Origin of the sequence: Providencia sp. PROV209, assembly GCF_028479485.1 — a bacterium.
GTDB classification, from domain to species: domain Bacteria; phylum Pseudomonadota; class Gammaproteobacteria; order Enterobacterales; family Enterobacteriaceae; genus Providencia; species Providencia alcalifaciens.
In genome coordinates this window covers 104248-128962 of the sequence record NZ_JAMPNR010000002.1, presented here as the reverse complement: position 1 = coordinate 128962, position 24715 = coordinate 104248, and the positions used below count along the sequence as shown (strand labels likewise).

General features: G+C 39.0%; 26 protein-coding genes and 1 tRNA gene. 16 read left to right on the top strand and 11 right to left on the bottom strand.

The annotated features are described in order from the left end of the window. Window positions 1–14 precede the first annotated feature (14 nt). Complete coding sequence (locus tag PR795_RS03085; RefSeq protein WP_181480734.1) at window positions 15–425, top strand: SRPBCC family protein; 411 nt, start codon at window positions 15–17, stop codon at window positions 423–425. A 154-nt stretch (window positions 426–579) separates the two neighbouring features. After that, window positions 580–792: a DUF1471 domain-containing protein gene (locus PR795_RS03080; protein WP_006657870.1), complete on the top strand. Its 213-nt coding sequence runs from the start codon at window positions 580–582 to the stop codon at window positions 790–792. Window positions 793–843: 51 nt separating this feature from the next. On the opposite strand, the gene PR795_RS03075 is transcribed toward PR795_RS03080, so the two are convergent. After that, window positions 844–1164 (bottom strand): MoaF-related domain-containing protein, encoded by a 321-nt coding sequence (locus tag PR795_RS03075; protein ID WP_036965210.1) that lies wholly within the window; start codon window positions 1162–1164, stop codon window positions 844–846. Window positions 1165–1431: 267 nt separating this feature from the next. On the opposite strand from PR795_RS03075, the gene PR795_RS03070 reads away from it, so the two are divergent. From PR795_RS03070 to PR795_RS03050, 5 genes are all read left to right on the top strand, one after another. Then, window positions 1432–2346: a TIGR03571 family LLM class oxidoreductase gene (locus PR795_RS03070; RefSeq protein WP_272516646.1), complete on the top strand. Its 915-nt coding sequence runs from the start codon at window positions 1432–1434 to the stop codon at window positions 2344–2346. A 200-nt stretch (window positions 2347–2546) separates the two neighbouring features. After that, entirely contained in the window at window positions 2547–3704 is a 1158-nt protein-coding gene (locus PR795_RS03065; RefSeq protein ID WP_272516645.1) for an MFS transporter, read from the top strand. Window positions 3705–3997: 293 nt separating this feature from the next. Then, window positions 3998–5098: an alkene reductase gene (locus tag PR795_RS03060; RefSeq protein ID WP_006657866.1), complete on the top strand. Its 1101-nt coding sequence runs from the start codon at window positions 3998–4000 to the stop codon at window positions 5096–5098. 68 nt (window positions 5099–5166) lie between these two features. Beyond that, window positions 5167–6114 carry an alcohol dehydrogenase catalytic domain-containing protein gene (locus PR795_RS03055; protein ID WP_036965215.1) on the top strand — a complete coding sequence of 316 codons (948 nt, stop codon included), beginning with the start codon at window positions 5167–5169 and terminating at the stop codon, window positions 6112–6114. Window positions 6115–6332: 218 nt separating this feature from the next. Further along, the gene (locus PR795_RS03050; RefSeq protein ID WP_006662101.1) at window positions 6333–7232 is read left to right on the top strand and encodes a LysR substrate-binding domain-containing protein; all 900 of its coding nucleotides are present in this window, start codon (window positions 6333–6335) and stop codon (window positions 7230–7232) included. 26 nt (window positions 7233–7258) lie between these two features. Here the strand turns inward: PR795_RS03050 and dkgB are convergent, their stop codons facing one another. Then, the gene (gene dkgB, locus PR795_RS03045) at window positions 7259–8062 is read right to left on the bottom strand and encodes a 2,5-didehydrogluconate reductase DkgB (RefSeq protein ID WP_036965217.1); all 804 of its coding nucleotides are present in this window, start codon (window positions 8060–8062) and stop codon (window positions 7259–7261) included. A gap of 453 nt (window positions 8063–8515) precedes the next feature. Here dkgB and PR795_RS03040 point away from each other — a divergent pair, with 453 nt between their 5' ends. Next, window positions 8516–9409: a hypothetical protein gene (locus tag PR795_RS03040; RefSeq protein WP_006662103.1), complete on the top strand. Its 894-nt coding sequence runs from the start codon at window positions 8516–8518 to the stop codon at window positions 9407–9409. Between the two features lie 191 nt (window positions 9410–9600). Here PR795_RS03040 and PR795_RS03035 read toward each other — a convergent pair whose 3' ends face one another. The 3 genes from PR795_RS03035 to PR795_RS03025 form a co-directional block, all read right to left on the bottom strand. Then, window positions 9601–9858 (bottom strand): hypothetical protein, encoded by a 258-nt coding sequence (locus tag PR795_RS03035; RefSeq protein WP_272516644.1) that lies wholly within the window; start codon window positions 9856–9858, stop codon window positions 9601–9603. Between the two features lie 394 nt (window positions 9859–10252). Further along, window positions 10253–10615 carry a DUF1622 domain-containing protein gene (locus tag PR795_RS03030; protein ID WP_006662105.1) on the bottom strand — a complete coding sequence of 121 codons (363 nt, stop codon included), beginning with the start codon at window positions 10613–10615 and terminating at the stop codon, window positions 10253–10255. A gap of 316 nt (window positions 10616–10931) precedes the next feature. Beyond that, window positions 10932–11363, bottom strand: a complete 432-nt coding sequence (locus tag PR795_RS03025; protein WP_036965219.1) for a hypothetical protein — start codon at window positions 11361–11363, stop codon at window positions 10932–10934. A gap of 534 nt (window positions 11364–11897) precedes the next feature. Between PR795_RS03025 and PR795_RS03020 the strand changes: the two genes are divergently transcribed. Further along, window positions 11898–12236, top strand: coding sequence for a hypothetical protein (locus PR795_RS03020; RefSeq protein WP_181480730.1), 339 nt, complete (start codon window positions 11898–11900; stop codon window positions 12234–12236). 42 nt (window positions 12237–12278) lie between these two features. On the opposite strand, the gene PR795_RS03015 is transcribed toward PR795_RS03020, so the two are convergent. Continuing rightward, window positions 12279–12593, bottom strand: coding sequence for a hypothetical protein (locus tag PR795_RS03015; protein ID WP_232373793.1), 315 nt, complete (start codon window positions 12591–12593; stop codon window positions 12279–12281). Window positions 12594–13012: 419 nt separating this feature from the next. Between PR795_RS03015 and PR795_RS03010 the strand changes: the two genes are divergently transcribed. Together PR795_RS03010 and PR795_RS03005 are read left to right on the top strand one after the other, a co-directional pair. Next, complete coding sequence (locus PR795_RS03010; RefSeq protein ID WP_181480729.1) at window positions 13013–14776, top strand: lipase family alpha/beta hydrolase; 1764 nt, start codon at window positions 13013–13015, stop codon at window positions 14774–14776. A 106-nt stretch (window positions 14777–14882) separates the two neighbouring features. Further along, entirely contained in the window at window positions 14883–15875 is a 993-nt protein-coding gene (locus tag PR795_RS03005) for a T6SS immunity protein Tli4 family protein (RefSeq protein WP_181480728.1), read from the top strand. Between the two features lie 245 nt (window positions 15876–16120). Here the strand turns inward: PR795_RS03005 and PR795_RS03000 are convergent. Beyond that, a tRNA-Ser gene (locus PR795_RS03000) sits at window positions 16121–16208 on the bottom strand. A gap of 194 nt (window positions 16209–16402) precedes the next feature. Between PR795_RS03000 and PR795_RS02995 the strand changes: the two genes are divergently transcribed. Then, window positions 16403–16732, top strand: coding sequence for a TusE/DsrC/DsvC family sulfur relay protein (locus tag PR795_RS02995; RefSeq protein ID WP_006657858.1), 330 nt, complete (start codon window positions 16403–16405; stop codon window positions 16730–16732). Window positions 16733–16735: 3 nt separating this feature from the next. Here PR795_RS02995 and PR795_RS02990 read toward each other — a convergent pair whose 3' ends face one another. Continuing rightward, a complete protein-coding gene (locus PR795_RS02990) occupies window positions 16736–17014 on the bottom strand; it encodes an acylphosphatase (protein WP_036960421.1) in 279 nt (92 codons plus the stop codon). Between the two features lie 218 nt (window positions 17015–17232). On the opposite strand from PR795_RS02990, the gene hspQ reads away from it, so the two are divergent. Beyond that, complete coding sequence (gene hspQ / locus PR795_RS02985; protein WP_006657855.1) at window positions 17233–17553, top strand: heat shock protein HspQ; 321 nt, start codon at window positions 17233–17235, stop codon at window positions 17551–17553. A 75-nt stretch (window positions 17554–17628) separates the two neighbouring features. Here the strand turns inward: hspQ and PR795_RS02980 are convergent, their stop codons facing one another. Further along, window positions 17629–18042, bottom strand: a complete 414-nt coding sequence (locus PR795_RS02980) for a CoA-binding protein (protein ID WP_036960420.1) — start codon at window positions 18040–18042, stop codon at window positions 17629–17631. A 112-nt stretch (window positions 18043–18154) separates the two neighbouring features. Between PR795_RS02980 and PR795_RS02975 the strand changes: the two genes are divergently transcribed. Next, window positions 18155–18613: a methylglyoxal synthase gene (locus tag PR795_RS02975; protein WP_006657853.1), complete on the top strand. Its 459-nt coding sequence runs from the start codon at window positions 18155–18157 to the stop codon at window positions 18611–18613. A 65-nt stretch (window positions 18614–18678) separates the two neighbouring features. Here PR795_RS02975 and helD read toward each other — a convergent pair whose 3' ends face one another. Continuing rightward, window positions 18679–20733, bottom strand: a complete 2055-nt coding sequence (gene helD, locus PR795_RS02970) for a DNA helicase IV (protein WP_036974759.1) — start codon at window positions 20731–20733, stop codon at window positions 18679–18681. 123 nt (window positions 20734–20856) lie between these two features. Here helD and yccS point away from each other — a divergent pair, with 123 nt between their 5' ends. After that, window positions 20857–23007, top strand: a complete 2151-nt coding sequence (yccS, locus tag PR795_RS02965; protein ID WP_181480727.1) for a YccS family putative transporter — start codon at window positions 20857–20859, stop codon at window positions 23005–23007. A 74-nt stretch (window positions 23008–23081) separates the two neighbouring features. On the opposite strand, the gene PR795_RS02960 is transcribed toward yccS, so the two are convergent. Further along, on the bottom strand, window positions 23082–23684 hold the full coding sequence (locus PR795_RS02960) for a TfoX/Sxy family DNA transformation protein (RefSeq protein ID WP_006657850.1): 603 nt from the start codon (window positions 23682–23684) through the stop codon (window positions 23082–23084). Window positions 23685–23917: 233 nt separating this feature from the next. Here PR795_RS02960 and sulA point away from each other — a divergent pair, with 233 nt between their 5' ends. Continuing rightward, entirely contained in the window at window positions 23918–24484 is a 567-nt protein-coding gene (sulA, locus tag PR795_RS02955) for an SOS-induced cell division inhibitor SulA (RefSeq protein WP_006657849.1), read from the top strand. The last annotated feature ends 231 nt before the right edge of the window (window positions 24485–24715 follow it).

Sequence of the window (24715 nt, the reverse complement as noted above, 5' to 3'; positions counted from 1 at the left end):
CAAAGGAAATTATTATGGCTAATACAACGGTTTCTATCGAAATTCCCGCTTCGCCTGAACAAGTTTGGCAATTAATGGGAGGCTTTGATTCGATTCCTGATTGGCTTCCGTTTATACCTAAAAGTGTGATGAGTGAAGGCGCTCGCGTGAGAAGCTTAACCACTTCAGACGGTGGTACTGTCATTGAGCGGTTAGAAGCGTTTGACCACACAGGTAAAAATTATAGTTATTCGATTATTCAAGCGCCCTTCCCTGTCATTAATTATTTATCGAATATCAGTGTGCATGAAACTGAAAATAAACATGTATCTCATGTTGAATGGACTGGACGTTTTACACCCGTGAATGTCAGTGATGAAGAAGCAGTAAAATTATTTACGGGTATTTATCAAGATGGTTTAGAAGCATTAAAATCAAATTTTTAATTTATTTAATCTGTCTATATTTAATAATAATAACGATTATTCTCTTTTTAAGAAAAGAGTATTGCGAAGTTAACACTATTAAATAACAACAAAAAGAATACACTGTACTCATCGCCTAAATCATTAGGTCAATTAAATTAAAGGATATTATTCAATGAAAACATTAAAAATGTTAGCAGCCGCTATGACTTTGTCTATTTTTTCATTCGGCGCTTTTGCTCAATCAGTCACCGCAACGAGTGATACACTTTCCTCTGCTGAAGCTATTATTGCGCAAAAAGCGCAAGAAGCAGGTGCTTCGGGTTATAAAATCACAAGCGCAAGAATGGGAAATTATGCAACAGTCAGCGCAGTATTAATTAAATAAAAATACGATTACAATAAAAGCCCTTTACAGGGCTTTTTATTTAATAAAAACTTATTTCAACTCTGTAATAACACCTTCCATTACAAAGAACTGACCATTCATCATCGTATAATAAGCGTATGACTTACCGAGTAAAAAATTATCACAATGCACAACAGTTGAATTGTCGCTTTCTTGCCAAGAAATCAAAAAATTATCTCCATCTACCGCTTTGGCAGTATATGGGACATGCATTATAGAACCTTTTAAATCACCATTTAAAAACTCAATAGTCACGGTTTTACCGTCAGTCGTATAAGTGTTTTTCACTTGCAATCCGTTATCCATTTCAATTTCAAATGACTTACCCAAGAAATAATATTTTTCTGTCATCACTAACCTCATTAAAAATAAAACAGCTGTTATTTTTAATATAGTACGTTACTAATGTATGATTGTTCTTTTATTTGCAATAGTCTTTTCTTTATAAAGAAACAATAGACAATGACATATCAATTATAATAAAAAATTCCCAAACACGTACCACGCCGCTACCTTTGCTTTTATCGCAAAATATTATTGTCATTATTCATATTTACTTCAGATGTCATATCCAGAAAATAATCACATCTAAACTCTATTTCTTATTTAAGGTTAATTATGAATACTCATCAATTTATAAATGAATCATTTTCTATTGGTATCGAATTACCCCTTGATAATGATTGGTCTTCAACAGGACAAATAAAACGTCAACAAGAAAATCGACCTTTTGGCGTACCGGATATGAAAGAACATGCATCTAGGATCAAGTTGGCGGATAAGTTAGGTTATCGCGCAGCTTGGGTACGAGATGTCCCTTTCTATGACCCTAACTTTGGTGATGCTGCTCAGGTATTTGAGCCATTTTCCTATCTGGGTTACCTCGCAGGGATCACTGAAAACATCTTACTTGGCACCGCCGCGATTGTTCTGCCTTTACGCCAACCTTGGCTAGTTAGAAAATCAGCAGCAACACTACAAACATTAAGTCATGAGCGCTTATTACTGGGTGTCGCGAGTGGAGATAGATCGATTGAGTATCCTCTTTTTGATGTCAACTACCCTGATAGAGGTAAATTATTCCGCCAACATGTTGATATTCTAACTGGCAAAAAAGACGCACAGTTACCCACTGGCGTACAAATTTTACCGGAACATCAGCCTATCCCATTATTTGTCGCGGGACTTGCTCAGCAATCGCCGGAATGGATTGGGCAACATATGCAAGGTTGGCTTGCCTACCCAGGTACCCCAATTGATCACACCGAAAGGGTTAAACTATGGCGCAATGTTGCGGGGAGTAAGCCGTATGTCAGCTTTATTCATCTTGATTTTATTGATGATATAAACGCGCCAATCCAACGCCACCGTTTTGGTGTAAAAACAGGTCGAAATGGATTGATCAAAGAGTTAACCGCAATGAAAGCCGCAGGTGTTAACCACATTGGTTTACAATTTCGCCGTAATGAGCGCCCAATAGAAGAAACATTAGAAGACATTAGTCTGTCTGTCTTGCCAGAATTTCACCAATAGTCACCATAAAATGAGGGACGATACGCCATTTTATCTCCCTCTTTCAATGAGTCACATTTAAACACCGCTAACAATCCTTCCATTGATTATTGCGATTTTAATAGAAATCATTTGCTGATTTGGGTAATTAACCCCTCAATTTTTTGTGACATACTTAACGAAATTCAGTCATATATTTCTAACTTATTATCGAGACAATAATGAAAATTAATCTTCCTCTATTTGCCCTTGCGCTCGGTGCATTCGGTATCGGCACGACAGAGTTTTCCCCAATGGGACTACTGCCTGTTATCGCAAATAGCACTGGAGTTTCTATCCCTGTAGCAGGAACGCTCATTACCGCTTATGCCGTTGGTGTGATGGTGGGCGCCCCAGTCATGACATTACTGTTATCTCATCAGGCAAGAAGAAAAGCGCTAATTATTTTAATGTCTATATTTACGCTTGGAAACGTCTTATCTGCGCTTGCACCCAATTATGAATTTTTATTGCTGTCACGAATTTTAACCAGTTTAAATCATGGTGCATTTTTCGGGTTAGGGGCCGTCGTTGCTGCAAGCGTTGTTCCTGTAGAAAAACAATCAAGTGCAATTGCCACGATGTTTATGGGATTAACTATCGCGAATATTGGGGGAGTTCCCGCTGCGACATGGATAGGGAATACGATAGGTTGGCGCTCGTCGTTTTTAATCACCGCCGGTTTAGGGGTCATCACGATGATTTTCCTATGGATATCACTTCCTAAAGGCAATGCTGGCGTGCGTCCTAATGTTAAACAAGAGCTATCTGTGTTGATGCGTCCACAAGTGTTACTTGCACTCTTAACAACCGCATTAGGCGCTGGTGCCATGTTCACATTGTACACCTACATAGCCCCAGTACTTGAGTATCTTGCAGATGCGAGTACAGACGTGATTACGGTCATGTTAGTTCTGATTGGTGTCGGTTTCTCAATTGGGAACTATTTAGGTGGGAAATTCTCAGATCGTTCTGTCGATGGGACGTTAAAAGGATTTTTACTATTACTTGCCGCCATCATGTTACTAATGCCATTTATAGCACAAAACTCAATAGGTGCTGCGTTCGCTATGGTCATATGGGGAGCCGCTACCTTTGGTGTTGTCCCGCCATTACAAATGCGAGTGATGCGTGTGGCAAGTGAAGCTCCAGGGTTAGCCTCTTCCGTGAATATTGGTGCATTCAACCTTGGAAATGCCATTGGTGCCGTTGCGGGAGGCGCTGTGATTTCGGGCGGATTATCTTATGCCTATGTTCCGGTCATGGGGGCAATTATTGCAGCCTTAGCATTAATTATCGTTTTGATAAATGCACATCAGCAAAAAACACAAACGAACTAATTCGCCTATCACAATTAGCCCTTCCGTAATGAGGGGCTAATTTTCTAATATTCCAACTTGAACATACTGGGTATCTACAAAGACTTGGGCGCACGCTAGAACGCGAATCCCACCCCAGATGCCCTTCGTCTCAAAATGCAGTGATGAATCGTGATTATTCGACTTTTCGCAAAAGTGTATTGTAGTGAGTGATGTTTATCTTACATCTGCAATTGATTATATTTTTGTCATGTAGTGATGAATTAATCACGTTTTAAGACAGATTAACAAGAGATAAATACGGGAGCAGAATCATGTTATTTGAGCATTATAACTTACGTGGCTTACCATTAAAAAACCGCATTGTTATGCCACCAATGACTCGTTCACGAGCCGGTAAAGACGATATCGCCACTGAAATGATGGCTGAATATTATGCTCAGCGTGCCAGTGCTGGGCTAATCATTAGCGAAGGTACTCAAATTAGTCGCCAAGGGCAAGGCTATGCTTGGACGCCAGGTATCTACACACAAGCACAGATTGCTGGTTGGAAAAAAGTCACCGATGCCGTTCATCAAGCGGACGGTAAAATCTTCGCACAGCTTTGGCACGTTGGGCGCGTTTCCCACACCATTTTACAACCTGATAATGCCGCCCCTGTTTCCTCATCCGCTATTCAAGCTAAAGGGGTTAAAGTCTTTGTGGATACTGAAGGTCGTGGACCTGAAGATGGCGTTGGAGAGATGGTTCAACACTCCATGCCTCGCGCCCTTGAAACAGCAGAAATTGCAGGCATTGTTCAAGACTATGTTCAAGCTGCTCGTAATGCAATCGAAGCCGGTTTTGATGGTATCGAATTACACGCTGCGAATGGTTATTTAATCAATCAGTTTATTGATTCACGAGAAAATCAACGCGATGACGAATACGGTGGTTCATTGCAAAACAGATTGCGTTTTCTGCGTGAAGTGGCACAAGGCGTCTCCGATGCTATTGGTAGTGAAAAAGTGGGCGTTCGTTTAGCACCATTGACCACGCTGATGGGCTCTGAAGATGCGACACCAGAAGCAACTTATCTTGCCGCTGCCGCTGTCTTAAATGAGATAGGTGTTGCCTACATTCATATCGCCGAAGCAGATTGGGAAGATGCGCCAGTGATGCCAATGGCCTTTAAAGAAGCATTGCGTATTGTTTTCCACGGCACAATGATTTACTCAGGGCAATATACTGTGGAGCGTGCAGAGCAAGCATTAGCATCAGGTTCAGCTGATTTGATAGGGTTTGGGCGTCCATTTATTGCCAATCCAGATTTACCTTATCGATTAGAACATAACCTTCCGCTGAATGAACCAATAAGAGAATTGTTCTTTGGTGGTGGTGCTGCGGGTTATATCGATTACCCGACTGCCAAATAAGTGACTCACAATAGCCTCTGTTCATCAAACAGAGGCTTTTTATTATTTCCAATATAAATCAGAATATTATGATAAAAAGCATAGAATACGATAGCTGGCAATATGATGCCTCTCAGCATTCCGTTATCCAACGTACCTCGATAACAAGAGAATTAGCGGATAATGAGATCTTAATACAAAATGCCGCAGCAGGCATAAACCCCGTTGACTACAAATTTATCCAGAGTAACCCTCTCAACTGGGCTTCGGGGCATATCCCAGGCGTTGATGGAGCCGGTATTATTGTGTCTGTTGGACATAATGTAGCGCCTGAGCTGATTGGCCACCGAGTATGCTACCATGCCCCTTTGTTAAAACCCGGTAGTTTTGCCCAATATACCATCCTCAATTCCAATAGTGTGATGATGATACCGGAAGAAATGTCATTTTCATTAGCGGCAGCGGTGCCATGCCCATTACTCACGGCCTGGCAATCCGCTGAAAAAGTTCCCGTGAATAACGGAGAAAGCGTATTAGTTTCAGGGCTTGGTGCGGTTAATCAATTTCTGGTGCAGATCCTGCGACAACGAGGTTTCCTTGTCGATGTTATCTCTGCGAGTGCCACACAAGACACCGCGGCAAAACTCGGAATTAACCAAATATTTAAGCAACATTCGAAGGTTGATAAAACCTATTTTGCTATCTTTGATGCCACGGGTCCCGAATATGCTTCTTTATTAGTTCCGCACCTCAAAGCGAATGGACATATTGTGTCTATATTAGGTCGAATTGAATCGCCTGTTGATCCTGCATTTACAACCGCCATTTCTTATCACGAAGTTGCCCTGGCAGCCATTCATCAGTTTGGCGAACCACTTGCAATAACACAATTAATGCTGGCAGGAGAAGCATTAATCAAACAAATAATGACGGGCGACTTAATATGTCCTATTCCCGATACGTTTTCATCAGAGCAACTTCCTCAAGCGCTATTACACAGTGAAAACGCTCACATTAAAACGGTAGTGACCTTTTAATACCTTGTCGTTTTACTTGCTATTGTTTTATTTAGTATTGTGTTACTTGTTGTTAGATTCGATAAAACAACGCATCCAACGTACACCATCAAACGTATACGTTGGTTTTTTCGACAAGCACACCCTCACTGTATTATCATCCCTCTCGAAATACGCATTTTTTATTGATCATATGAGCTGGCACGCGTTAAGCACCTCAGATCTGAAAGGAACTTTGAATGAAGGCTACATCTGACGAAGCACATGTATTTATTGAAGTCGTTGAACAAAAAAGTTTCACAAAAGCCGCGGATAAGCTAAACATCGCCAACTCTGCGGTCAGCCGAACGGTCAAAAAGCTGGAAGAGAAATTGGGCGTCAATTTACTCAAACGAACAACTCGACAAATTGATCTTACTGCGGAAGGTGAACTGTATTTTCAACGAATGAAAAATGTGTTGCAGGAAATGCAAACCATTGAGGATGAACTCCTTGATACACAAAGCTCGCCAAAAGGATTATTGCGTATTGATGCAGCAACGCCAGTCACTTTGCATCTCCTTATTCCGTTTGTTGCTATTTTTCGGCAGCAATATCCCAACATTGAATTATCACTCGTCTCTTCTGAGACATTTGTTAATTTAATTGAACGTAAAGTGGATATTGCAATCAGGGCTGGACAGTTAGCAGACTCAAGTTTGCGTGCCCGCCCCTTATTTAATAGTTACCGTAAAATAGTGGCCTCACCCCGATATATTGAAACAGCCGAAAAAATCACGTCTGTAGCCGATTTACGCCACCATACTTGCCTAACATTTACAGAGCCAACGTCACTCAATACTTGGCCAGTTAACACCGAAAATGGGCTATTAATTGATGTTGCTGATGGAATATCATCAAACAGTGGCGAAACATTATTGCAATTGTGTGTTAATGGCGAAGGAATTGCTTGTTTGTCTGACTTTATGGTGAACGAAGGGATTAAACGTGGAGAATTGATTGAATTATTGCCTGATGAGATTCTGCCTATTCCATTGCCATTTCATGCTGTCTATTACAGCGATAAGGTCGTCAGCCAACGAATTCGCGCTTTTATTGACTGCCTGACGACCTATTTAGACCAGATTGGAAAGCCATGATTATGGCTTTCCAACAGGAATAATCGTTAATCCCACTTAGGCGCTAAGCCTTCAGGGCTGACGAGACGATCATTGCAATCCAGTTTTGCAATTGCATCACGATCTTCTTGGTCAAGCTGTAATTCTATGGCTTTTAGGTTACTGATTAAATTCTCACGCTTGGTTGATGATGGGATCACAGAGTAACCTTCACCCATCGCCCATGACAGAATGACCTGAGCGGGAGTTGCGTTATGTTTTTGAGCAATAGACTGGATAACGTCATCTTTTAATGCCTTGCCGTAAGCCAGTGTCATATAAGATGTAATATGAATACCTAATTCTTTTGCTCGCTCAACCACTTTGCGGTTTTGCAGATAAGGTGATAATTCGATTTGGTTGGTGGCAATATTTTCCGCACCAACAACTGCGACCGCTTCTTCCATCAATGGAATGGTAAAGTTTGATACACCAATTTCACGAGTTAAACCTTGTTTTTTCGCTTCTAATAACGCAAGCATAAACTCTTCAACAGAAACCGCATCATTTGGAGATGGCCAGTGGACCAATGTTAAATCGACATAATCTGTCTGTAAGTCGCTCAGGCTTTTTTTCAGGCTTGGAATCAGATTATCTTTGCTTAAATTCTCAATCCAAATTTTGGTTGTAATATAGAGTTTATCGCGTGCAATACCACTTTCAGCAATTGCCTGCCCAACAGCAGCTTCGTTTTCATAGATTTGAGCCGTATCAACCGCACGATACCCAACATCTAATGCATTTTTTACTGACGCAATCACAACATCATCTTTTAAACGAAACGTACCAACACCCATCATAGGAACAGTCATTGTGTTATCTCTCTTAAGTTTATTCATATTAACTATCAGAACTAATCATGTTCTTGACAACTTGATGTTAAAAAGAATAGGACATTAGGACTATTTTAAAAATAGTCATTCGCTCAATAATCTTTTGCTTAAAAGTCAATAATGAAGCTAACCAGTTGATTTATACATCAACATGACCGTAAACAGAAAAACACCCAGCAAATTAATCTCGTGGAACAGGAAATCATGCCGGCAATCTATAACATTGATAATAAATAATTATCATAGCTATGTTGAGTTTAATTTGTTTTACTGCAAGTTAATGTAATATAGCACTAGCGCGTTTCTTGACTATCTCAATTTATTCACCGTTATTATTTTGTTTTTTCAATGAAAAGTTACAATAACAACTTGAAAATCAAATGAAAAATAAAAAAACTTGTTATTTTACTGTTCACTTAAGGGGCATGACTAATGAATTTATTATCTTCTAGACAATTACTTTTGCTTTGTATCATTTTTACAAATAGTGCTTATAGTGATGAAAACTTAAACTCAGGTTACGCAAAACTGCTCGCGCTTTCATTAACCGATGACATTAGTGCTTCCCAACTGAATTCTGACGGATTTAACTATGAAAAATATTCTTTACCCTATGAATTCAAAAACCTTTATGTAAAAGATGATTATTCCTTTTCTATGCAATTAAAAGGTAATTACCTCAAAGTTAAATCTTCTCTCGTCAATGTGGATTCTGTCGGTAGCCTACGTGCTCGGTGGGATATTTTTAGTATCTCGGCAGCACCCAAAGTTACCTACCAAATAAATGAAAGATTTAGCGTAGAAAACGAGCTTGAATTCGGTTATGCAAATATGAGTAATAAATCCTCATTTCATGGTAGTCAGCAAATGAGAGAAATATTACGTGATGAAGGTCTATTAGATTGGGATCTCAACTCATTTCACGTAACACCTAAAGTTGGACTAAAAAACACCAATAAACTGGACAATAATGATGAAATAAATATATACGGACATTTGGCATATATGTTTGCGAACGGTTTTAAAAATGAAAAACAACTTAACGTCAATAGCAGTACAGGTACATGGTCTATTGGTGGTGAATATGTCATGACTGACCTAATCCACTTAAATGGCAGGAATTTCAGTCTAGTCTTATCAAATGACATCGGTGGGTTCTATGGAAATAACTATAGAGAGCTATCATTCGGCTTTATTAATAATACTTCGCTAGCATTAGAAACTCCCATGAATATTTATGGTAGCAAAGTAAAAGTACAAGCTGGAATCGGCTATTTATCAAGCGATAATGCTCATGGGATAGCATTAACACTCGGCATTAGATAAGTGCTCAATTTCCATAATATGGCTTAAGCCGTGCAATATGACACGATGCTTGATTCAGTGATAAAACAAAAACAGTGCTAGAGGGTCATTTTACCAAGAACAACCGCAGTGCTGTAAAATATCAATACTATAAAATTGGAATCAAAAATACTGTTTGATAATCATAAAGAATATAGTATTCATATTTTTAGCTATTTATGATCAATTCTAAATTGGCGATTATTAAACCGACGATCTAAGTTTTTTTCAATTAACGAAATACTATTATTTTCGGTGTCTTCTCTCATTGATTCAATATCACCATTATCTTGTATTTTATTTTTTTTGAGTAAATACTCGATTTTCGTGCTCTGATATCCGCCACTCATATCGAGTGTTTGAGCGAGTACTGAGGCGGTAGTAAGCAATGCTATCACGATAAATAGTTTTGAAAATAACCGTTTTTTCATCATATTCTCCTTAAATTAGAATCTAGTTTTAACCTATTCAACTGTCAAAAAGTAGTGCATTAAGGTAATGATTTGGAAAAAATTGTATATTTATAGGATTTTCTTCAATTAAAAACCATTTATTTATTAACAGGTTAAATTAAAGTGATGATTGCTAAATAAGGTATTGATAATCCATACTCAAAAAATTGTGAGTGACGACTTTACTCATAAGAATAATTAAGCATGATTAATACCAAAATCATGAAAGGGCTGGCATTCAGTATTGGCTATTTAAAGTAAGCCATCGTACAAGGTGAAAGTTCACTCTTTGCGCCTTGTACAATCACTTAAATTTATATTTTCGCTACTGCATAACAAATAAACTCGCCACATTAACATCCATCATATCAGGCTATTGATGCTTACTTGTTTTTCCCTTCGATTCTTCAACTAAAGGGTTGTGCTCTAGCTCTTTGGCAAGAAAGTAATTTAAGAACGTTCTAATCACAGCGATAATTGCCAGCTTAATGAGACTATCTAAATCAGGATCAACGGTCGTGAGTAAAATATCCGCTGCAAGTTGAAATTCTAAAGCCATTGCCAGCCAGTTGCCGAAATAAAAACGAGCAACTCTGCCATTCTTAACTGTAATTAGAATATACAGTGTTTTCACCAGCCCTATAGCAACGCACGTTACTGATATTGCCTCAAGAAAAAGCTGTAAATAATTAACGCTTGAGATTAACAGCTCACGTAACACAATCAGATCTGGCATTACATCCCCCTAAAAATATATTTTGACGCACTGATATAATACGCATTCACTTAGCCAATAAGCGTATAACTCTGGATACATTCAAGTTTTATCTTTCATCTACCTACTTGAAACTCAAGCTCTATTTAACCAGGCTAGTCATCAGAATAAAGCGGTTATAACGAGACGCATTCGGCATAGAAACATGGCGAGGATCTTCCAGATAAGCTGGATTAAACAAAAAAATTTAGCACATTATGAATGTACTCATGGGCGATCTTAACTGATTAACTCGCCCACATTAAACCTGAAATAGATTATAAATAATAACGGTTAATCACCACATTGGATCGCATTCAAAATCACTAAACGTTTTCTTGTGGTTTTTAGGTGAAGATGTGAATTTACCTGCTGGTTTGTTATTTACGTATACTTCAAATGTTGATGTTTTTTTTATCGCATCAGTAAAACTCACCCACGCATTGGCACCATTCCTCGTCGTTGTGTTTTCAGGTATGTAGTATGCTTCATCATCAATTAGAAATGATATATCCCCAGTTAACTGTTGACCATCATGATAAACTGACACTCCGTTATCAAATCCCTCTCCCGCGCCAACATTGCATGCAATGATGACGGAATCATTAGATTCGTTGGTGAGGCTGTATTCGGAATAGCCTTGAGCAAAGCTACTTGACCATATATTAGGCACTGCCCATGACGCTGTTGAAAACCCCAAGATTACCCCAGCTATTAATATTTTTTTCATGTATTTCTCCAATTTTTTTTAAGTATACTTTATCGGAATGACTCTTATTCTTAGAGAAATCACATATTTAAACAATAATTCTCCTAATGAGGTACTCACCAATACTTAATTTATATACAAAAACGGTGCAATAGGTTTTAGACGTGTAGAAAGATATTAGTAGACGTTGAGATAATAGGATTTTATTGACGAATTTGGATTTACTTGAGATTGGAAGACTTTGGAGGACGTTACTAGAAGTGAATATGGCGGAGGAGAGAACAATACATGCAATCCATCACATTAATAAATAAAGATTTTTTAAATAAAAACTTTAATTCTATACAATTTTCTATACAACCAAGAGCTTTGCTATACCGTTTTTAGTTCCTAACTTTTATGAAATATAAAATAGTAACATTGCAAAAAAATCATCAATCCATACATTTATTATTACGATTACCGGGACAAACTCAATAATTTCTAGTTAAGTTATTCCGCCGATCATTAGAATGGCATGCGAGGACAGCGAAACTTAATATTAAGGTTAAGGCAATGAGAACTTACGCAGAACTTTTCAATGAATGCTTACAACAATTTATAGATGAAAACGAGAGCATATACCGCAAAATATGTGATGAAGCATTTATGCATAGCTCCAATATCGGAATACCTCAAGAGCAAGTAATTGACGGCAAAATAAAAAAAGCCTTCATTGCTCACTTGCATACGAGATATGGCAACAACATTAATATTTTTACCACGGTAATTACTTTAATGGCTCATGATGAATCTGAAAGAACTCAAATACTAACAGATCATTATACAAAGATAGCTGAAAGCATTGGCTCCCCCCTTGATGACTTTTTAAAACAAAATAACATAACCATCTAACTTTTTAGCAAAACAAGTAAAGCTAGATTCAGCTTTGCTTGTTCACTGTATCAATCTAGCCCTTGATAACTGATAGCCATTAAACCAACCATAGGACCCCTTAACCGTCACTTTATCGCCACGCTTGCACATCATCAGCTCAATCGCCTCAATATCTAAAGCCACCAGCCTAAGAGGGTAAGAATTACGACTCTCACTGACAGACTCGATTGTCATCGTTGCATAGACTTTACCCTTAACTGTTTTTCCGCGTTCCGGTGCTTTGATAACAACTCCACTAATCACAGAAATGATCCCCGGTTTAGATTTATTTTTCACACGTTTAGTCGTGGCTGGTGGACATTGCTTTATTGGCATGATGATTTATCCAGTACACAAAATATTATTTACCTCCGTAAAACTTGGGGTCAATTCGCAATTTTTCTGCGAAAATTTTAAAAAACCTTAGCAAATCTTAGCATCGTATTGCGCAAGTTGCTGCGCAAAATTATGCGCAATTTTTAGATTTGCTGTAGCATTTCTGTGTATCCAAATCCATCTAATAATTACTCAGTTTCAAATAAAACAGTTATGAGATTCTCAATGTACTTCACACTTTTTACTCAACTAAAACCCTGTTCAAACTAGATTAGACAAGTAATATTGATTAATTAATTTCACCACTTAATACCCATTAATTCTTATCAACAGTAAAAAATTCGATTTCATGACATGAAACTTAAGTTAAATTAAGATATCCTCATTTACCCCACGATAATTCAAAAGGATTAGTTATCATGTCCGAAAAAAATTCGCCCTACATTGGCGAATGCCAACATGTTTCCTATCACCTACCGCAATGGGATGAAAATGGAAAATGCCATTGGATTGATATCCAGCTTCAACACAAATCCCTCAACGCTGAAGCAAAGTGTATTTTACCACCAAGGAAAGTTATTCCTGTGATTTTTATCCCTGGCATTATGGGGACTAACCTTAAAAATAAAAAAAATGGAGATCCCGTTTGGCGAGCGGATAAATACATGGGGATGGATACGCTTTATCTAGCTTCTTTAGGCGGAAAAGAACGGCGAAAAATATTAAGTGTTGATTCTACGACGGTTGATAATCGCGGTAAGTATATTCAAAGTGATAATTCGGCATTTGTTGATATTCGCAAAGATAATACGTCATTCAGTGATGATGGATTCATGTTACCGAAACGAAAAGATCGTGGTTGGGGGGAGGCTCTTTTTTTAAGTTATGGGACGTTTCTGGATGTCCTACAATCCGCGTTGCTTGATGATTGGCAGCAAGATATGTTTAACCTCAAGAGAAGGGATAAAACCAAATCGATTCAAGATCACGGCGATAAATCGACAGGGGTATTAAGACAACTTGTTAATAAGCCCATTGGCGGAACCAATGAATCGTTATTAACTGAACAAGAATTAACACATTTTGAACGCTTTTTATTTTCGGTTCATGTCTTTGGTTATAACTGGCTTGAAGATAATGCCATCTCTGCCGCTAATCTTACGAAATATATAGATAAGGTCTTAGAGACTTATAAGTATAGACATGGATATGGTTTAGCCATTGAAAAAGTCATTATTTTGACCCATTCCATGGGGGGGTTAATTGCCCGTTATGCGATGAATCCCCCTGAAGGAGCATTTCAAGGATGCCAAGACAAAGTTTTAGGCGTAGTGCATGGTGTTATCCCTGATTTAGGATCACCCGCCGCGTATCGACGCATGAAAGTGGGCGCGGCTCAGGAAGGGATGGCGGGAAAAGTCTTAGGCGCAACCGCAAAAGAACTTATGTCTGTACTTGCGGCTGCCCCTGCTCCCTTGCAACTTCTACCATACCCTCGGTATCGCTCATCCTGGTTGTCTATTGACGGTGGGGGGAGCTATCCTTCGATGGTTGATACCAATACAGGCACATTCGACCCCTTTAACGAAATCTATTTACGCAAAGATGTGTGGTGGAGTTTGTATGACCCTGACATTTTAGATAGGGATCCTTCAATTATTGAAAATAATTGGAGAAAATATACTAAATTAATGGACACTAAGATCAGGGATTTTATGGCTCACCAAGAAAAAAAACAATATCACCCTAATTCTTACGTTTTTTATGGAACCGAAGTGGAATCGGATAATACGCTTCGGTGGGGTGTAGAAAAAATTGTGCCATTGAAAGTAGGACCTAGGCGCCCTTTTGTTTTTAATCCCGAAAATAACCAACGCATTGTGTATTCCGGCGAAAATGAGGTGAAAAATACCGTAGGGGAATACGACAGCAGTTCTTATCAATATACCCAATTTCGATTGATCTCCTCTCAAGGTGCTGGTGACGGTACTGTCCCTGTTGAATCTTTGGTTGATATCAACAGTAGTCTGTCTGTCAAAAGTAGTTTGGCAACCAATGTTGACCATCAAAACGCCTATGCGGTCGATAGTCTTCCGGATATTAGAAATCGGGATGCGATACGATTTACCCTAAGAGCGATAGTGAAAATGGTACAAGAGGTGGATATTCGTGCTGCAGATTAATCGTTATATGCAAAATTGTATCACCTTTATTGGGATAATTATGTGTCTTGGGTGGAGTTCAACAATAGGTTTAGCCCAGACAGAATTGACAGACAAGGAACATACTGTGATAGCAACATTATTTGAAAAAACGAAACCTCAGTGTATTGGGCGCTATATCATTGATGTACCTGAATCATTCAATAATAAACTTAGGGATAGTATTTCTATCGGTGATTTTAAACTGGAAAGCTTGTTTATCTACCCACCCGCTTTCAAACAGCGCATTGCGTTACGTGAAGCGGAATTGCGGGAATGGAAAACCAGCACTGAAAATGCCCCGATGCTAAAAGAAATAATTCAATTACCCGATGGGAAAGGGGTTATTTTTGATAGAAATATTCCAGGGATAAGTGATCTAAGTCGTGTTTTAGAAGCTCATGTTTATACTGACCATGTTGCTTTTATTATTTCTATCGAAATACTTGACCTATCGGATAATAAATATTCAAGCAGAAAAAAAACATATGAAAATGCAGGCTTTTCAGAATCAGAGATGAATGATAAGCCCTCAAAATTAGCAGCGATGCTATCTTTAATTTCTCGACTGCAAGGGCGTTTAGATCATGAAATTCCAACTGAGAAAGGTGTTTGTATCCCCAATGGCTTTATTTTAGATGGTAACGAAATACCGAAGCAGGATGTCGCTTTTCTTTACGAATTGAAAGGGTTCACATTTTCGGTTGAGTCAGATAATAGTATTGCCGATTCTGGTGATACGTTATTGGGCAGAAGCGCAGGGATCAACGAGGCCATAAGGCAATACAATCGAAAAACAATCAAAAAAGGTGAGCTATTACCAAGTCATATCCCATCTCAAGAATGGTTGATTCAAGGAGAACAAGAAGTTTATTCGGAAGAGCAAAATAAAAGAATCCCCAATTTACCCTATTATTTCTTTACGTTTTACGCTAATGAAGCTACGAGTTCTTTAACTCTCCCTCAATTACACATTCTTATGAGTAACCAAGATCAACTCACTCCATACAGTGATATTCAAATGGTCGAAATTTGGGATCGAATAATCGGTTCGCTACGTTATAAACCAAATACATTTTAATTACGGGTATCAGCTACCTAACATCCCAATGTGACACAAATTAAAAATGGATTAGTTTTAACCAATAGATACAGTCCACCACCATCAGATAGTTTGTAGTCTTTTTCTTTAGGCTTACTGGAGTAACGGTTAGCTTCATTGGGGGGGCAATATACGCTAGTAGACGTTGGAATAATGAAATTTAGTTGGAATGCTTTATTTACTTGAGATTGGAAGACTTTGGAGGACGTTACTAGAAGTGAAGATGGCGGAGGAGGAGAGATTCGAACTCTCGGATGGTTTCCCATCGGCGGTTTTCAAGACCGCTGCCTTCAGCCGCTCGGCCACCCCTCCGCAATGACGAGCACTATAATCATCTGCGCTTTCAATGTAAACCCCTAATTTGTTCGTTCGCTTTAAAAATAAGCGCACATGAGTTCAATGGATGAAATTATCAACATTTTTTCCTAACCTCGCAGGGTTTACTTGGGTTATTGCTGTTTTTTTGCTAAATTTGCGGTCTACTTTTGTTTGGATAGAAATTAAGTATGTTGGTTTTTAATAATCAAGAAATTGAAACAGATGCACAAGGCTACCTACTTGATAGCCAACAATGGAGTGAAGATCTTATTCCTTTGCTAGCTGAGCAAGAAGAGATTGAAATCACTGATGAGCATCTCGAAATTATCCGTTTCGTTCGCGCATTCTATTTAGAATTTAATACCTCACCCGCGATCCGAATGCTGGTTAAAGCCGTTTCTCAGCAGTTTGGGGAAGAAAAAGGTAACAGCCGCTATTTATATCGACTGTTTCCAAAAGGACCTGCCAAGCAAGCAACAAAACTTGCAGGTCTTCCTAAACCAGTAAAATGTATTTAATCACTAATAGCGGACCGAAAAATCCGCTATTGGATCTGTATGCCAGTTTTCACTAAAATAATGATCAATTTTCGCACCTGGCGGACCGCCGGCTTTTAACCATTCGTCTACAAATTGAATGTCCTGCTCGGAACCATAAATAGCCAGTTTCACGCTACCATCATCCCGATTATAAACGAATCCTTTTATCCCATTCTGATTCGCCCAATGATACGTTTGGTAACGAAACCCAACACCTTGAACTCGTCCATAAATATAGAAATAACGACCTGTTGCTGCCATATAAGCCTCCGATGTCATGACTTAATTAATTAAAACCCTCTGGCACAGTTGTTTTTTATTCATTCAGCAGATAATCTGATTATTGAGGCACTGCTTTTCGTTATGACTTCAAAGACAGTGTATTGCGTTATAAGTAATTGTCCAAACATTGGCTTGAAAACGCACGGCACTGCCCACATGTAGTTTACAGTACAAGCAAGGCTTTTAAGGAGGTCGCTATGATGATCACCAGTAAATATGGCATCGGGCAACAAGTCAGACATAAACTTCTCGGCTACCTCGGGGTAGTTGTTGATGTTGATCCTGAATACTCACTCGAACAACCACATGATGATGACATTGCATCCAACAGTACATTACGCGATCTGCCTTGGTATCATGTTGTCATGGAAGATGACAATGGGGAAGCGGTTCATACTTATCTAGCAGAAGCACAAATTACTTATGAGATGACTGATGACCATCCGGAACAACCATCTATGGATGAGTTAGCAGAATCTATAAGATCCCAATTGCAAGCTCCACGTCTACGTAACTGATCATGAACGCAATCCAGTAAAGCAGCCCACCAGCTGCTTTATTTTTTTACGTCCCTTTTTCTACAACGCCAACACTTATTTTTCTAAACCTAGCGCAGGAATATCTTGTTTTGGGCATCTATCCATGACAAATTGCAGCCCAGCATCCGTCGCGATTTTTTTCGCTTCTTCGCTAATCACCCCTTTTTGTAGCCATAAAACTTTGGCTTTAATGGCTACTGCTTCATGAGCAACACCGACAGCAGCTTCTGAGTTTCTAAAAACATCAACCATATCAACAGACTGGGGGATATCTTTCAGCTGCGCATAAACTTGTTGTCCCAATAATATTTGCCCAGCTAACTTAGGGCTAACAGGAATAACCTGATACCCTTGGTGAAGAAGATACTCCATGACCTCATAACTTGGACGGTCTGTACGATCACTTGCACCAACAAGAGCGATTGTCTTTACACCCTTTAAAATTTCAGCAATTTCTTGATCTCTCATCAAAATATCTCCTAAACCAGTAAACTATTCATATACATTATGATATATGTTGTACCTGTTTGTTCACTCAATTTTTAAGATGCGTGACACTTATCTTGTTTAAGGGAAACTCATGGAATCCACCACTCGTAAAATCTCAGCTTCAAAGAACATTGCTTTAGTTGCCCATGACCACTGCAAATCATCGCTGCTCGGTTGGGTAAGCAAAAATAAAGTAAAATTAAGTTCACATAAATTATTTGCGACTGGCACTACCGGAAGTTTAGTGAGTAAAGAAACGGGCTTACCTGTTACTGGCATGTTGAGTGGTCCAATGGGCGGGGACCAACAGATTGGTTCAATGATTGCAGAGCAGAAAATCGACCTACTCATTTTCTTTTGGGACCCACTCAATGCGGTACCTCATGATCCTGATGTAAAAGCGCTTTTGCGTCTCGCTACTGTGTGGAATATTCCAGTTGCAACGAATCCAGCGACCGCTGATTTTCTGATCACGTCTCCTTACTTTGACGAGGAAATTGATATTGTGATCCCTGACTATCAAAGTTATTTAAATAAACGCACCAGTTAATCTGCAGAGAACATAAAAAAAACCTGCGCTATTCATCTCATAACGCAGGTTTTTTAGCATCACGCTTATGGTTTTTTCTGGCGAGGAACGCCCATCTGCCGCAACTCCTCAACAAATTCTGAAGGGTTATCTGGATTATAGAGCAGCCATACCTGCTGTTTCGCACGCGTGAGTGCAACATAAAATAATCGACGCTCTTCAGCATGCTCGAATTGTTCAGGCTGAGGAAGTAACGCATCCTCAATAATTGACTCTCTTGCCGGCGCGGGAAACCCTTCTTTTCCCCCATTTAGACCACAAATAATAACATGGTCTGCTTGCTGACCTTTTGACGCATGCATCGTCATAAATTGAATATTAAGCTTCGGCCAACGAGTGGCGGCTTTATTCAAAATCTCAGGCTTTAAATAATGATAACGCGCTAAAATTAGGATGTTTTCATCCTCTAAAACATAGCCGCTCATTTTATCCAGCAAGCGTTCCAATGCATCTTCATACAATAGAACAACTGATTTTTTATTACCTTTAATTAAGCTATTCAGAGGTTTATCTAGCTGACTAGGATTCTGTAAAACAAAACGATTAGCTATATCGCCTATACGCTCATTAAATCGATATGTTGTATCTAATGCACATAAATCCCCGTCACCAAAATGTGTTTTAAATGCAGTTGTTAGACCCAATTCAGCACCACTAAAGCGATAAATAGCCTGCCAATCATCCCCAACCGCAAATAAACATGTCTGTTTATTCTGCTGACGTAATGCCTGCAATAACCTAGCACGCAGTGGCGAAATGTCTTGAAATTCATCCACCAAAATATGCTTCCAAGGACTTATAAAGCGCCCTTTTTCAATGATATTGACAGCTTGATGAATCAACCCTGAGAAATCAATCGCGCCCTCATCTTTTAATGCGTTTTTCCATACTTTTAATAGCGGTGCCATCAATCGAATGCGCTTTTGGAATCGATCTCGAATTTCTTCTGGTGTATTTTCAACCATCTCTTTTTGGCTGCCGCCATGCGAGCGAATTAAACTTAACCATCGCTCTAATCGAATCACGACTTTACGACTAATTTTTTCATCATTCCAATATTCACCATCTGGAATATCCCAAAGGAGCTCGTCAGAAAGCCACTCTCGCCACCCTTTTGCCTGCGCCTTTTTACTCGAGCATTGTTCACGCCACTCCGTTAATAAAAGTGACTGACGTTTTTCAGCGTTGGATTCTAATTCACTAATCACTGGTGACTTATTGCTACCCTCTCGGATAATCTGCAATGCAAGAGCATGGAATGTCTTCGCCTCAATCTCTTGCTGCTGTAACCGAGATTGAATACGCTCATTCATTTCTGCAGCGGCTTTACGTCCAAACGCCAATAGCAATATCTGCTCAGGCTTCGCGAGCTCTCTTAATAACAGCCATCCCGCCCTTGCGACTAATACAGATGTTTTTCCGCTTCCCGCTCCGGCTAATACTAAAACATTATCCTCACCATTAATGACAGATAAAGATTGAGAATAATTTAATGGAGAAGATTCTATATTTTGGAAAAAATCGTGATAACGACTTAAAACTGACTGGCACCAATTTTGATTATTTAGATTTCGGCACTGCTCACTATCATGTAGCCATTGGCAGCACAATTGATATTGTGTCGCACAATTTTCAAATAAGGGGATTCGCGCTAATGGTAAAGGAAGCGATGAAAATTGCTGAGTGATTTTTTCCTTAATGGCGTGAAGGCTACGTAAGCTTAACCAAGCATCTTGTTGAGTTTGTTGTATAATTGACTGAGCTAATGACGTCAAGACTTGAGCGCTAACCTCACTCATTTCTACGCTCCATTGCTGCCATTTTTCATTTAAAAAATGATAGAAACGCTGAGTTTGTTTCCACTCCGTGCCATGTAAGCGAACAACTTGCTCCTCTAAAATCTCAAACTCTAACTCTCCCCAAACGATCCCTCGTTTGCAGCGAATATCAATTAATTCATTGAATGGAATAAGATATTGATGGTTTTCACCACTAACTTCGATGCCTGCATTAAGTAAGCGAACCCGATTATAGGGATGCTGAGCCAGGCGCTGTCCAATCTGTGTCGATTTCAGTTCCATACGTTCTGCACCTGTGTAAATCATTCGTGAAGATAATCAAAGCATAATTGCTAATAGTTTTTTATTCTACGTAAACACGTTATTCTATGTAGATAAGGATTTGTCTTACCACTGAGGTATTTTGTGCTAACGCTGCTAACCAGTTATCGCCGTGTGCTATATAACAGCCATATTTTATATTATATCCGAATCTTAATTGCGCTGACAGGCACAACCTTGGTCCCATGGCTTTTAGGCTTAGAGCCAAAAGTGACAATCCCCTTAACATTGGGTGTTGTTGCTGCCGCACTGACCGACTTAGATGACAGATTGGTGGGCAGAATAAAAAATTTAATTATCACTTTACTCTGTTTTTTAATTGCCTCCGTCTCTATTGAGCTACTTTTTCCCTACCCAGTATTATTCTTTTTTGGGTTAGCTATCTCAACCTGCGGGTTTATTTTGCTTGGGGCCTTAGGACAACGTTATGCGACCATCGCTTTTGGCGCCCTACTTATCGCAATTTACACCATGCTTGGTGTCCCTATTTTTGATACTTGGTACATACAGCCTGCGCTTTTATTAACGGGGGCAATTTGGTACAACATTCTCACGCTAATCGGGCATATCCTTTTCCCTGTACGCCCACTGCAAGATGCTATTTCACAATGTTATCAGCAACTTTCCGCCTATCTCGATGCGAAAGCCAACTTGTTTGACCCTGATCTCGAAGATGATTATCAGCAATCAATCTATGACTTAGCACTCGTTAACAGCACGTTAGTCAGCACGATGAATCAAGCAAAGATAGCCTTGCTCAGCAGATTGAAAGGTGACCGAGGACAGCGAGGTACGCGCAATACATTGCAGTATTACTTCGTTGCCCAAGATATTCATGAACGAGCAAGTTCGTCTCACATTCAATATCAACATCTTAGCCGCCGCTTACGCCACTGCGATATTTTATTTCGCTTTCAGCGCCTGTTAACCATGCAAGCGCGAGCTTGCCAACAAGTGGCTCAATCTGTGATATGGCGTAAACAATATCAGCACAACCCTCGTTTTGAACGAACATTCGCCTATATTGAAAACTCCTTGCATCTGTTACAACAACAGTCGCCTGAATTACACGAGATTAAAGCATTACGAAACTTACTGAAAAACCTGAAAGGTATTGATGTTCAATTGAAAAGCTTGAGTTTGAATCAAGCTACAGGGCAACAAAATAATAAGCAAATTGAACAGTTAGCAGATGAGTCAATTTCAGGTCTTCGCGATATATTTACGCGCTTCAAACACCATTTGACGCCTAAATCTGCCCTCTTTCGTCATGCGGTCAGAATGTCTGTTTTACTCTGCACTGGCTACCTGATTATTCAACTATTTGATTTAGAAAGAGGCTATTGGATCCTACTGACCAGCTTATTTGTTTGCCAACCCAACTATAATGCCACTAAGCGCCGCCTTGCACTGCGAATTATTGGTACCCTATTAGGGATTGCGATTGGCTTACCACTACTTAATATCGTGCCATCTATTGAAGGGCAGCTCGCCTTAATCGTGGTCACTGGATTGCTATTTTTCATGTTCCGTAGCAGCCAATACGCTCAAGCCACACTATTTATTACATTACTTGTGCTTTTTTGCTTCAATTTACTGGGTGAAGGGTTTGAGGTCGCCTTGCCTCGAATCATCGATACCTTAATTGGTTGCTTCATTGCACTGCTTGCCGTTAGTTTCATTTGGCCTGACTGGAAGTTTCGACAATTACCCCAAGTGATTCAAAAGACGATGGATAGTAACTGCCGTTACTTAGACGCTATTTTACAACAGTATTATCAAGGCAAAGATAATAGTTTGGAGTACCGTATTGCGAGGCGTGATGCTCACAACTCTGATGCAGAGTTTGCCTCCGTTGTCTCAAATATGGCTTCTGATCCTAAGTCATACCAAATTACACAAGAACAGGCATTCCGTTTATTGTGTCTGAACCATACATTACTGGGTTATATTTCAGCGCTCGGTGCCCACCGAGAAAAAATGCAAAACGATGCAAACTTAACATTATTAAACGATGCGATTTGCTACATCGAATCATCCATTCAAGTCACATCGTTAGATCCAGCAATTATTGATGAAAAATCAGAGCGATTAAGAGTCAGTTTGCTCCAACGCATTGACCACGCCTCCAGTGATGACGATGAAAAAACAGTTTTAATCATGGAGCAAACTAAGTTACTGATCGAATTAATTCCTGAGATAAAATCAATGATTAAACAAATCAGTTTGTCATAAAATAAACTGATGAGCGGGCATTAAAACTAACCAGTAGTCAATGCCCGCAATTATCTTCATAGGTAAACTGAAAATCAGTTCACGCTGTTAAACCAGTTAATCAACTCTTGCCGGGTTTGAGAAGGTAATACTTCACTGTGACAACCTTCGATTGCCGCAGCCAATCCAATCAATTGCTTGACACTTGGTCTTTGCTTACCGTGCTGTTTTAACTTCAAAAAACACGCTTTAGCGCCAATCAATGCCAGCTCCTCGGCATGGAAAATGCCAATTTTACCTAATGCTCTTTCCATTGCCATATTCATATTAGGCAAATCTTTAATACGAACAGCCGCCGATTCTTTTTGTTGGTTTTCCTCTATCGCCGAACGGTAAGCAAGCTCGATAATATGACTCAATATTGATGAATCACACCAAACATCTTCAGGGAGTCGATAATATCGCATCTCTAAAGGTATACCCCTTTTACTGTAGACCAACCGTTCGAATCCCACAGATTCAAAGTAACTGCGAGAAAACAGACACCCTCGTACATAAAACTGGTCATCCAATACCAATCCAACAAGTGCACTATCAATACACAAACAATATCCACCAAAATGGTTCTTCTTTTTTAGTACCCCAAATTTGCTCAAAATTTGTTGCAAAAGGGAACTTCTTTCGTTTTGTAATGACACTTTTTCATCTCCTTATGAATAAAAAAAGTACTATCGTCCTTGAAGCCTAAACAATTAAAAACAATTGTTTTTACATATAATTATGTTTAATCGATTTTAAAGTTTCAGTTAAAAATGCCAAGTAGAACTCACATAAAAACCGAAAAGTTGCGAAGCGCTTTGTAAAAATAGCCTTGATATTGTATAAATATACAGTTACTGTATGTCCATACAGCATTGTAGCGAGGTGAATTATGAGCATCTATTCTTGGAACAACACAGCAGAACATTCTCTTAATCGTTTTACTAATGATAACTTCACACGTGATCACCTTACAGATAGTAACGTGACTAGTGCTAGTTCAACGATGAATAGTGTAAATGGCGCTATGCAACAAGGTATGGTGAGTGAGCTAGTTTATAATGAACAGCACCCAGTCATGGATTACATATTGCTACCAATGCTACGCCAGTTTGGTATTCAATCACGCTGGTTATTATGGTTGAGTCCTGAGAAAAAACTGAGTAAACATTGGGTGGAACAAGCGGGACTTCCTGCAAATAAAATTATGCAACTCAACCAAGTTGACTCAATTACAACTATTGATGCAATGGAAAAAGCATTGAGAAGCGGTAATTACAGTGTCGTATTAGGATGGTTACCAGAAATAAGTGAGCAAGATTTTATTCTTTTACAAAATGCCGCTGAAGTAGGTCATTCTATGGGATTCATTATGAGACCAGAAAAAACATATAATACAATTCAGATGACCACTAGACATCAAAACCTTTTAAAGATTCACTCCAATAAGATTCATTGATCAATAATAAGATTTTTCTTACTAAATTTTAAGTTGAGTAATATCGTTGTTAAATAAAACACTAAAACACATTAAAAACAATAAGATAGATTAATTAGCGATAAAATGTACAATATATTTATCTCTCTGATTTCAGGGATAAAAAAAGACTTTTTTTAACCTTTATTGCTTACCATACTTGTATCTTTTGGAGTTCGTTGTAGACTTTAGCCTGTTAAGCGTATGACATTA

Excerpts from the sequence above, each read along its gene's own strand:
- PR795_RS03015 (WP_232373793.1), bottom strand. The coding sequence starts at position 12,593 with ATGCCAATAAAGCAATGTCCACCAGCCACGACTAAACGTGTGAAAAAT.
- PR795_RS02990 (WP_036960421.1), bottom strand. The coding sequence starts at position 17,014 with ATGGCAGCAACAGGTCGTTATTTCTATATTTATGGACGAGTTCAAGGT.
- PR795_RS03050 (WP_006662101.1), top strand. The coding sequence starts at position 6,333 with ATGAAGGCTACATCTGACGAAGCACATGTATTTATTGAAGTCGTTGAA.
- dkgB (WP_036965217.1), bottom strand. The coding sequence starts at position 8,062 with ATGACTGTTCCTATGATGGGTGTTGGTACGTTTCGTTTAAAAGATGAT.
- PR795_RS03055 (WP_036965215.1), top strand. The coding sequence starts at position 5,167 with ATGATAAAAAGCATAGAATACGATAGCTGGCAATATGATGCCTCTCAG.
- PR795_RS03080 (WP_006657870.1), top strand. The coding sequence starts at position 580 with ATGAAAACATTAAAAATGTTAGCAGCCGCTATGACTTTGTCTATTTTT.
- PR795_RS02995 (WP_006657858.1), top strand. The coding sequence starts at position 16,403 with ATGTTGGTTTTTAATAATCAAGAAATTGAAACAGATGCACAAGGCTAC.
- PR795_RS03020 (WP_181480730.1), top strand. The coding sequence starts at position 11,898 with ATGAGAACTTACGCAGAACTTTTCAATGAATGCTTACAACAATTTATA.
- PR795_RS03010 (WP_181480729.1), top strand. The coding sequence starts at position 13,013 with ATGTCCGAAAAAAATTCGCCCTACATTGGCGAATGCCAACATGTTTCC.
- PR795_RS03070 (WP_272516646.1), top strand. The coding sequence starts at position 1,432 with ATGAATACTCATCAATTTATAAATGAATCATTTTCTATTGGTATCGAA.
- PR795_RS03030 (WP_006662105.1), bottom strand. The coding sequence starts at position 10,615 with ATGCCAGATCTGATTGTGTTACGTGAGCTGTTAATCTCAAGCGTTAAT.
- helD (WP_036974759.1), bottom strand. The coding sequence starts at position 20,733 with ATGGAACTGAAATCGACACAGATTGGACAGCGCCTGGCTCAGCATCCC.
- PR795_RS03040 (WP_006662103.1), top strand. The coding sequence starts at position 8,516 with ATGAATTTATTATCTTCTAGACAATTACTTTTGCTTTGTATCATTTTT.
- PR795_RS03060 (WP_006657866.1), top strand. The coding sequence starts at position 3,998 with ATGTTATTTGAGCATTATAACTTACGTGGCTTACCATTAAAAAACCGC.
- PR795_RS02975 (WP_006657853.1), top strand. The coding sequence starts at position 18,155 with ATGGAATCCACCACTCGTAAAATCTCAGCTTCAAAGAACATTGCTTTA.
- sulA (WP_006657849.1), top strand. The coding sequence starts at position 23,918 with ATGAGCATCTATTCTTGGAACAACACAGCAGAACATTCTCTTAATCGT.
- PR795_RS03085 (WP_181480734.1), top strand. The coding sequence starts at position 15 with ATGGCTAATACAACGGTTTCTATCGAAATTCCCGCTTCGCCTGAACAA.
- hspQ (WP_006657855.1), top strand. The coding sequence starts at position 17,233 with ATGATGATCACCAGTAAATATGGCATCGGGCAACAAGTCAGACATAAA.
- PR795_RS03035 (WP_272516644.1), bottom strand. The coding sequence starts at position 9,858 with ATGAAAAAACGGTTATTTTCAAAACTATTTATCGTGATAGCATTGCTT.
- PR795_RS03025 (WP_036965219.1), bottom strand. The coding sequence starts at position 11,363 with ATGAAAAAAATATTAATAGCTGGGGTAATCTTGGGGTTTTCAACAGCG.
- PR795_RS02980 (WP_036960420.1), bottom strand. The coding sequence starts at position 18,042 with ATGAGAGATCAAGAAATTGCTGAAATTTTAAAGGGTGTAAAGACAATC.
- PR795_RS03065 (WP_272516645.1), top strand. The coding sequence starts at position 2,547 with ATGAAAATTAATCTTCCTCTATTTGCCCTTGCGCTCGGTGCATTCGGT.
- PR795_RS03075 (WP_036965210.1), bottom strand. The coding sequence starts at position 1,164 with ATGACAGAAAAATATTATTTCTTGGGTAAGTCATTTGAAATTGAAATG.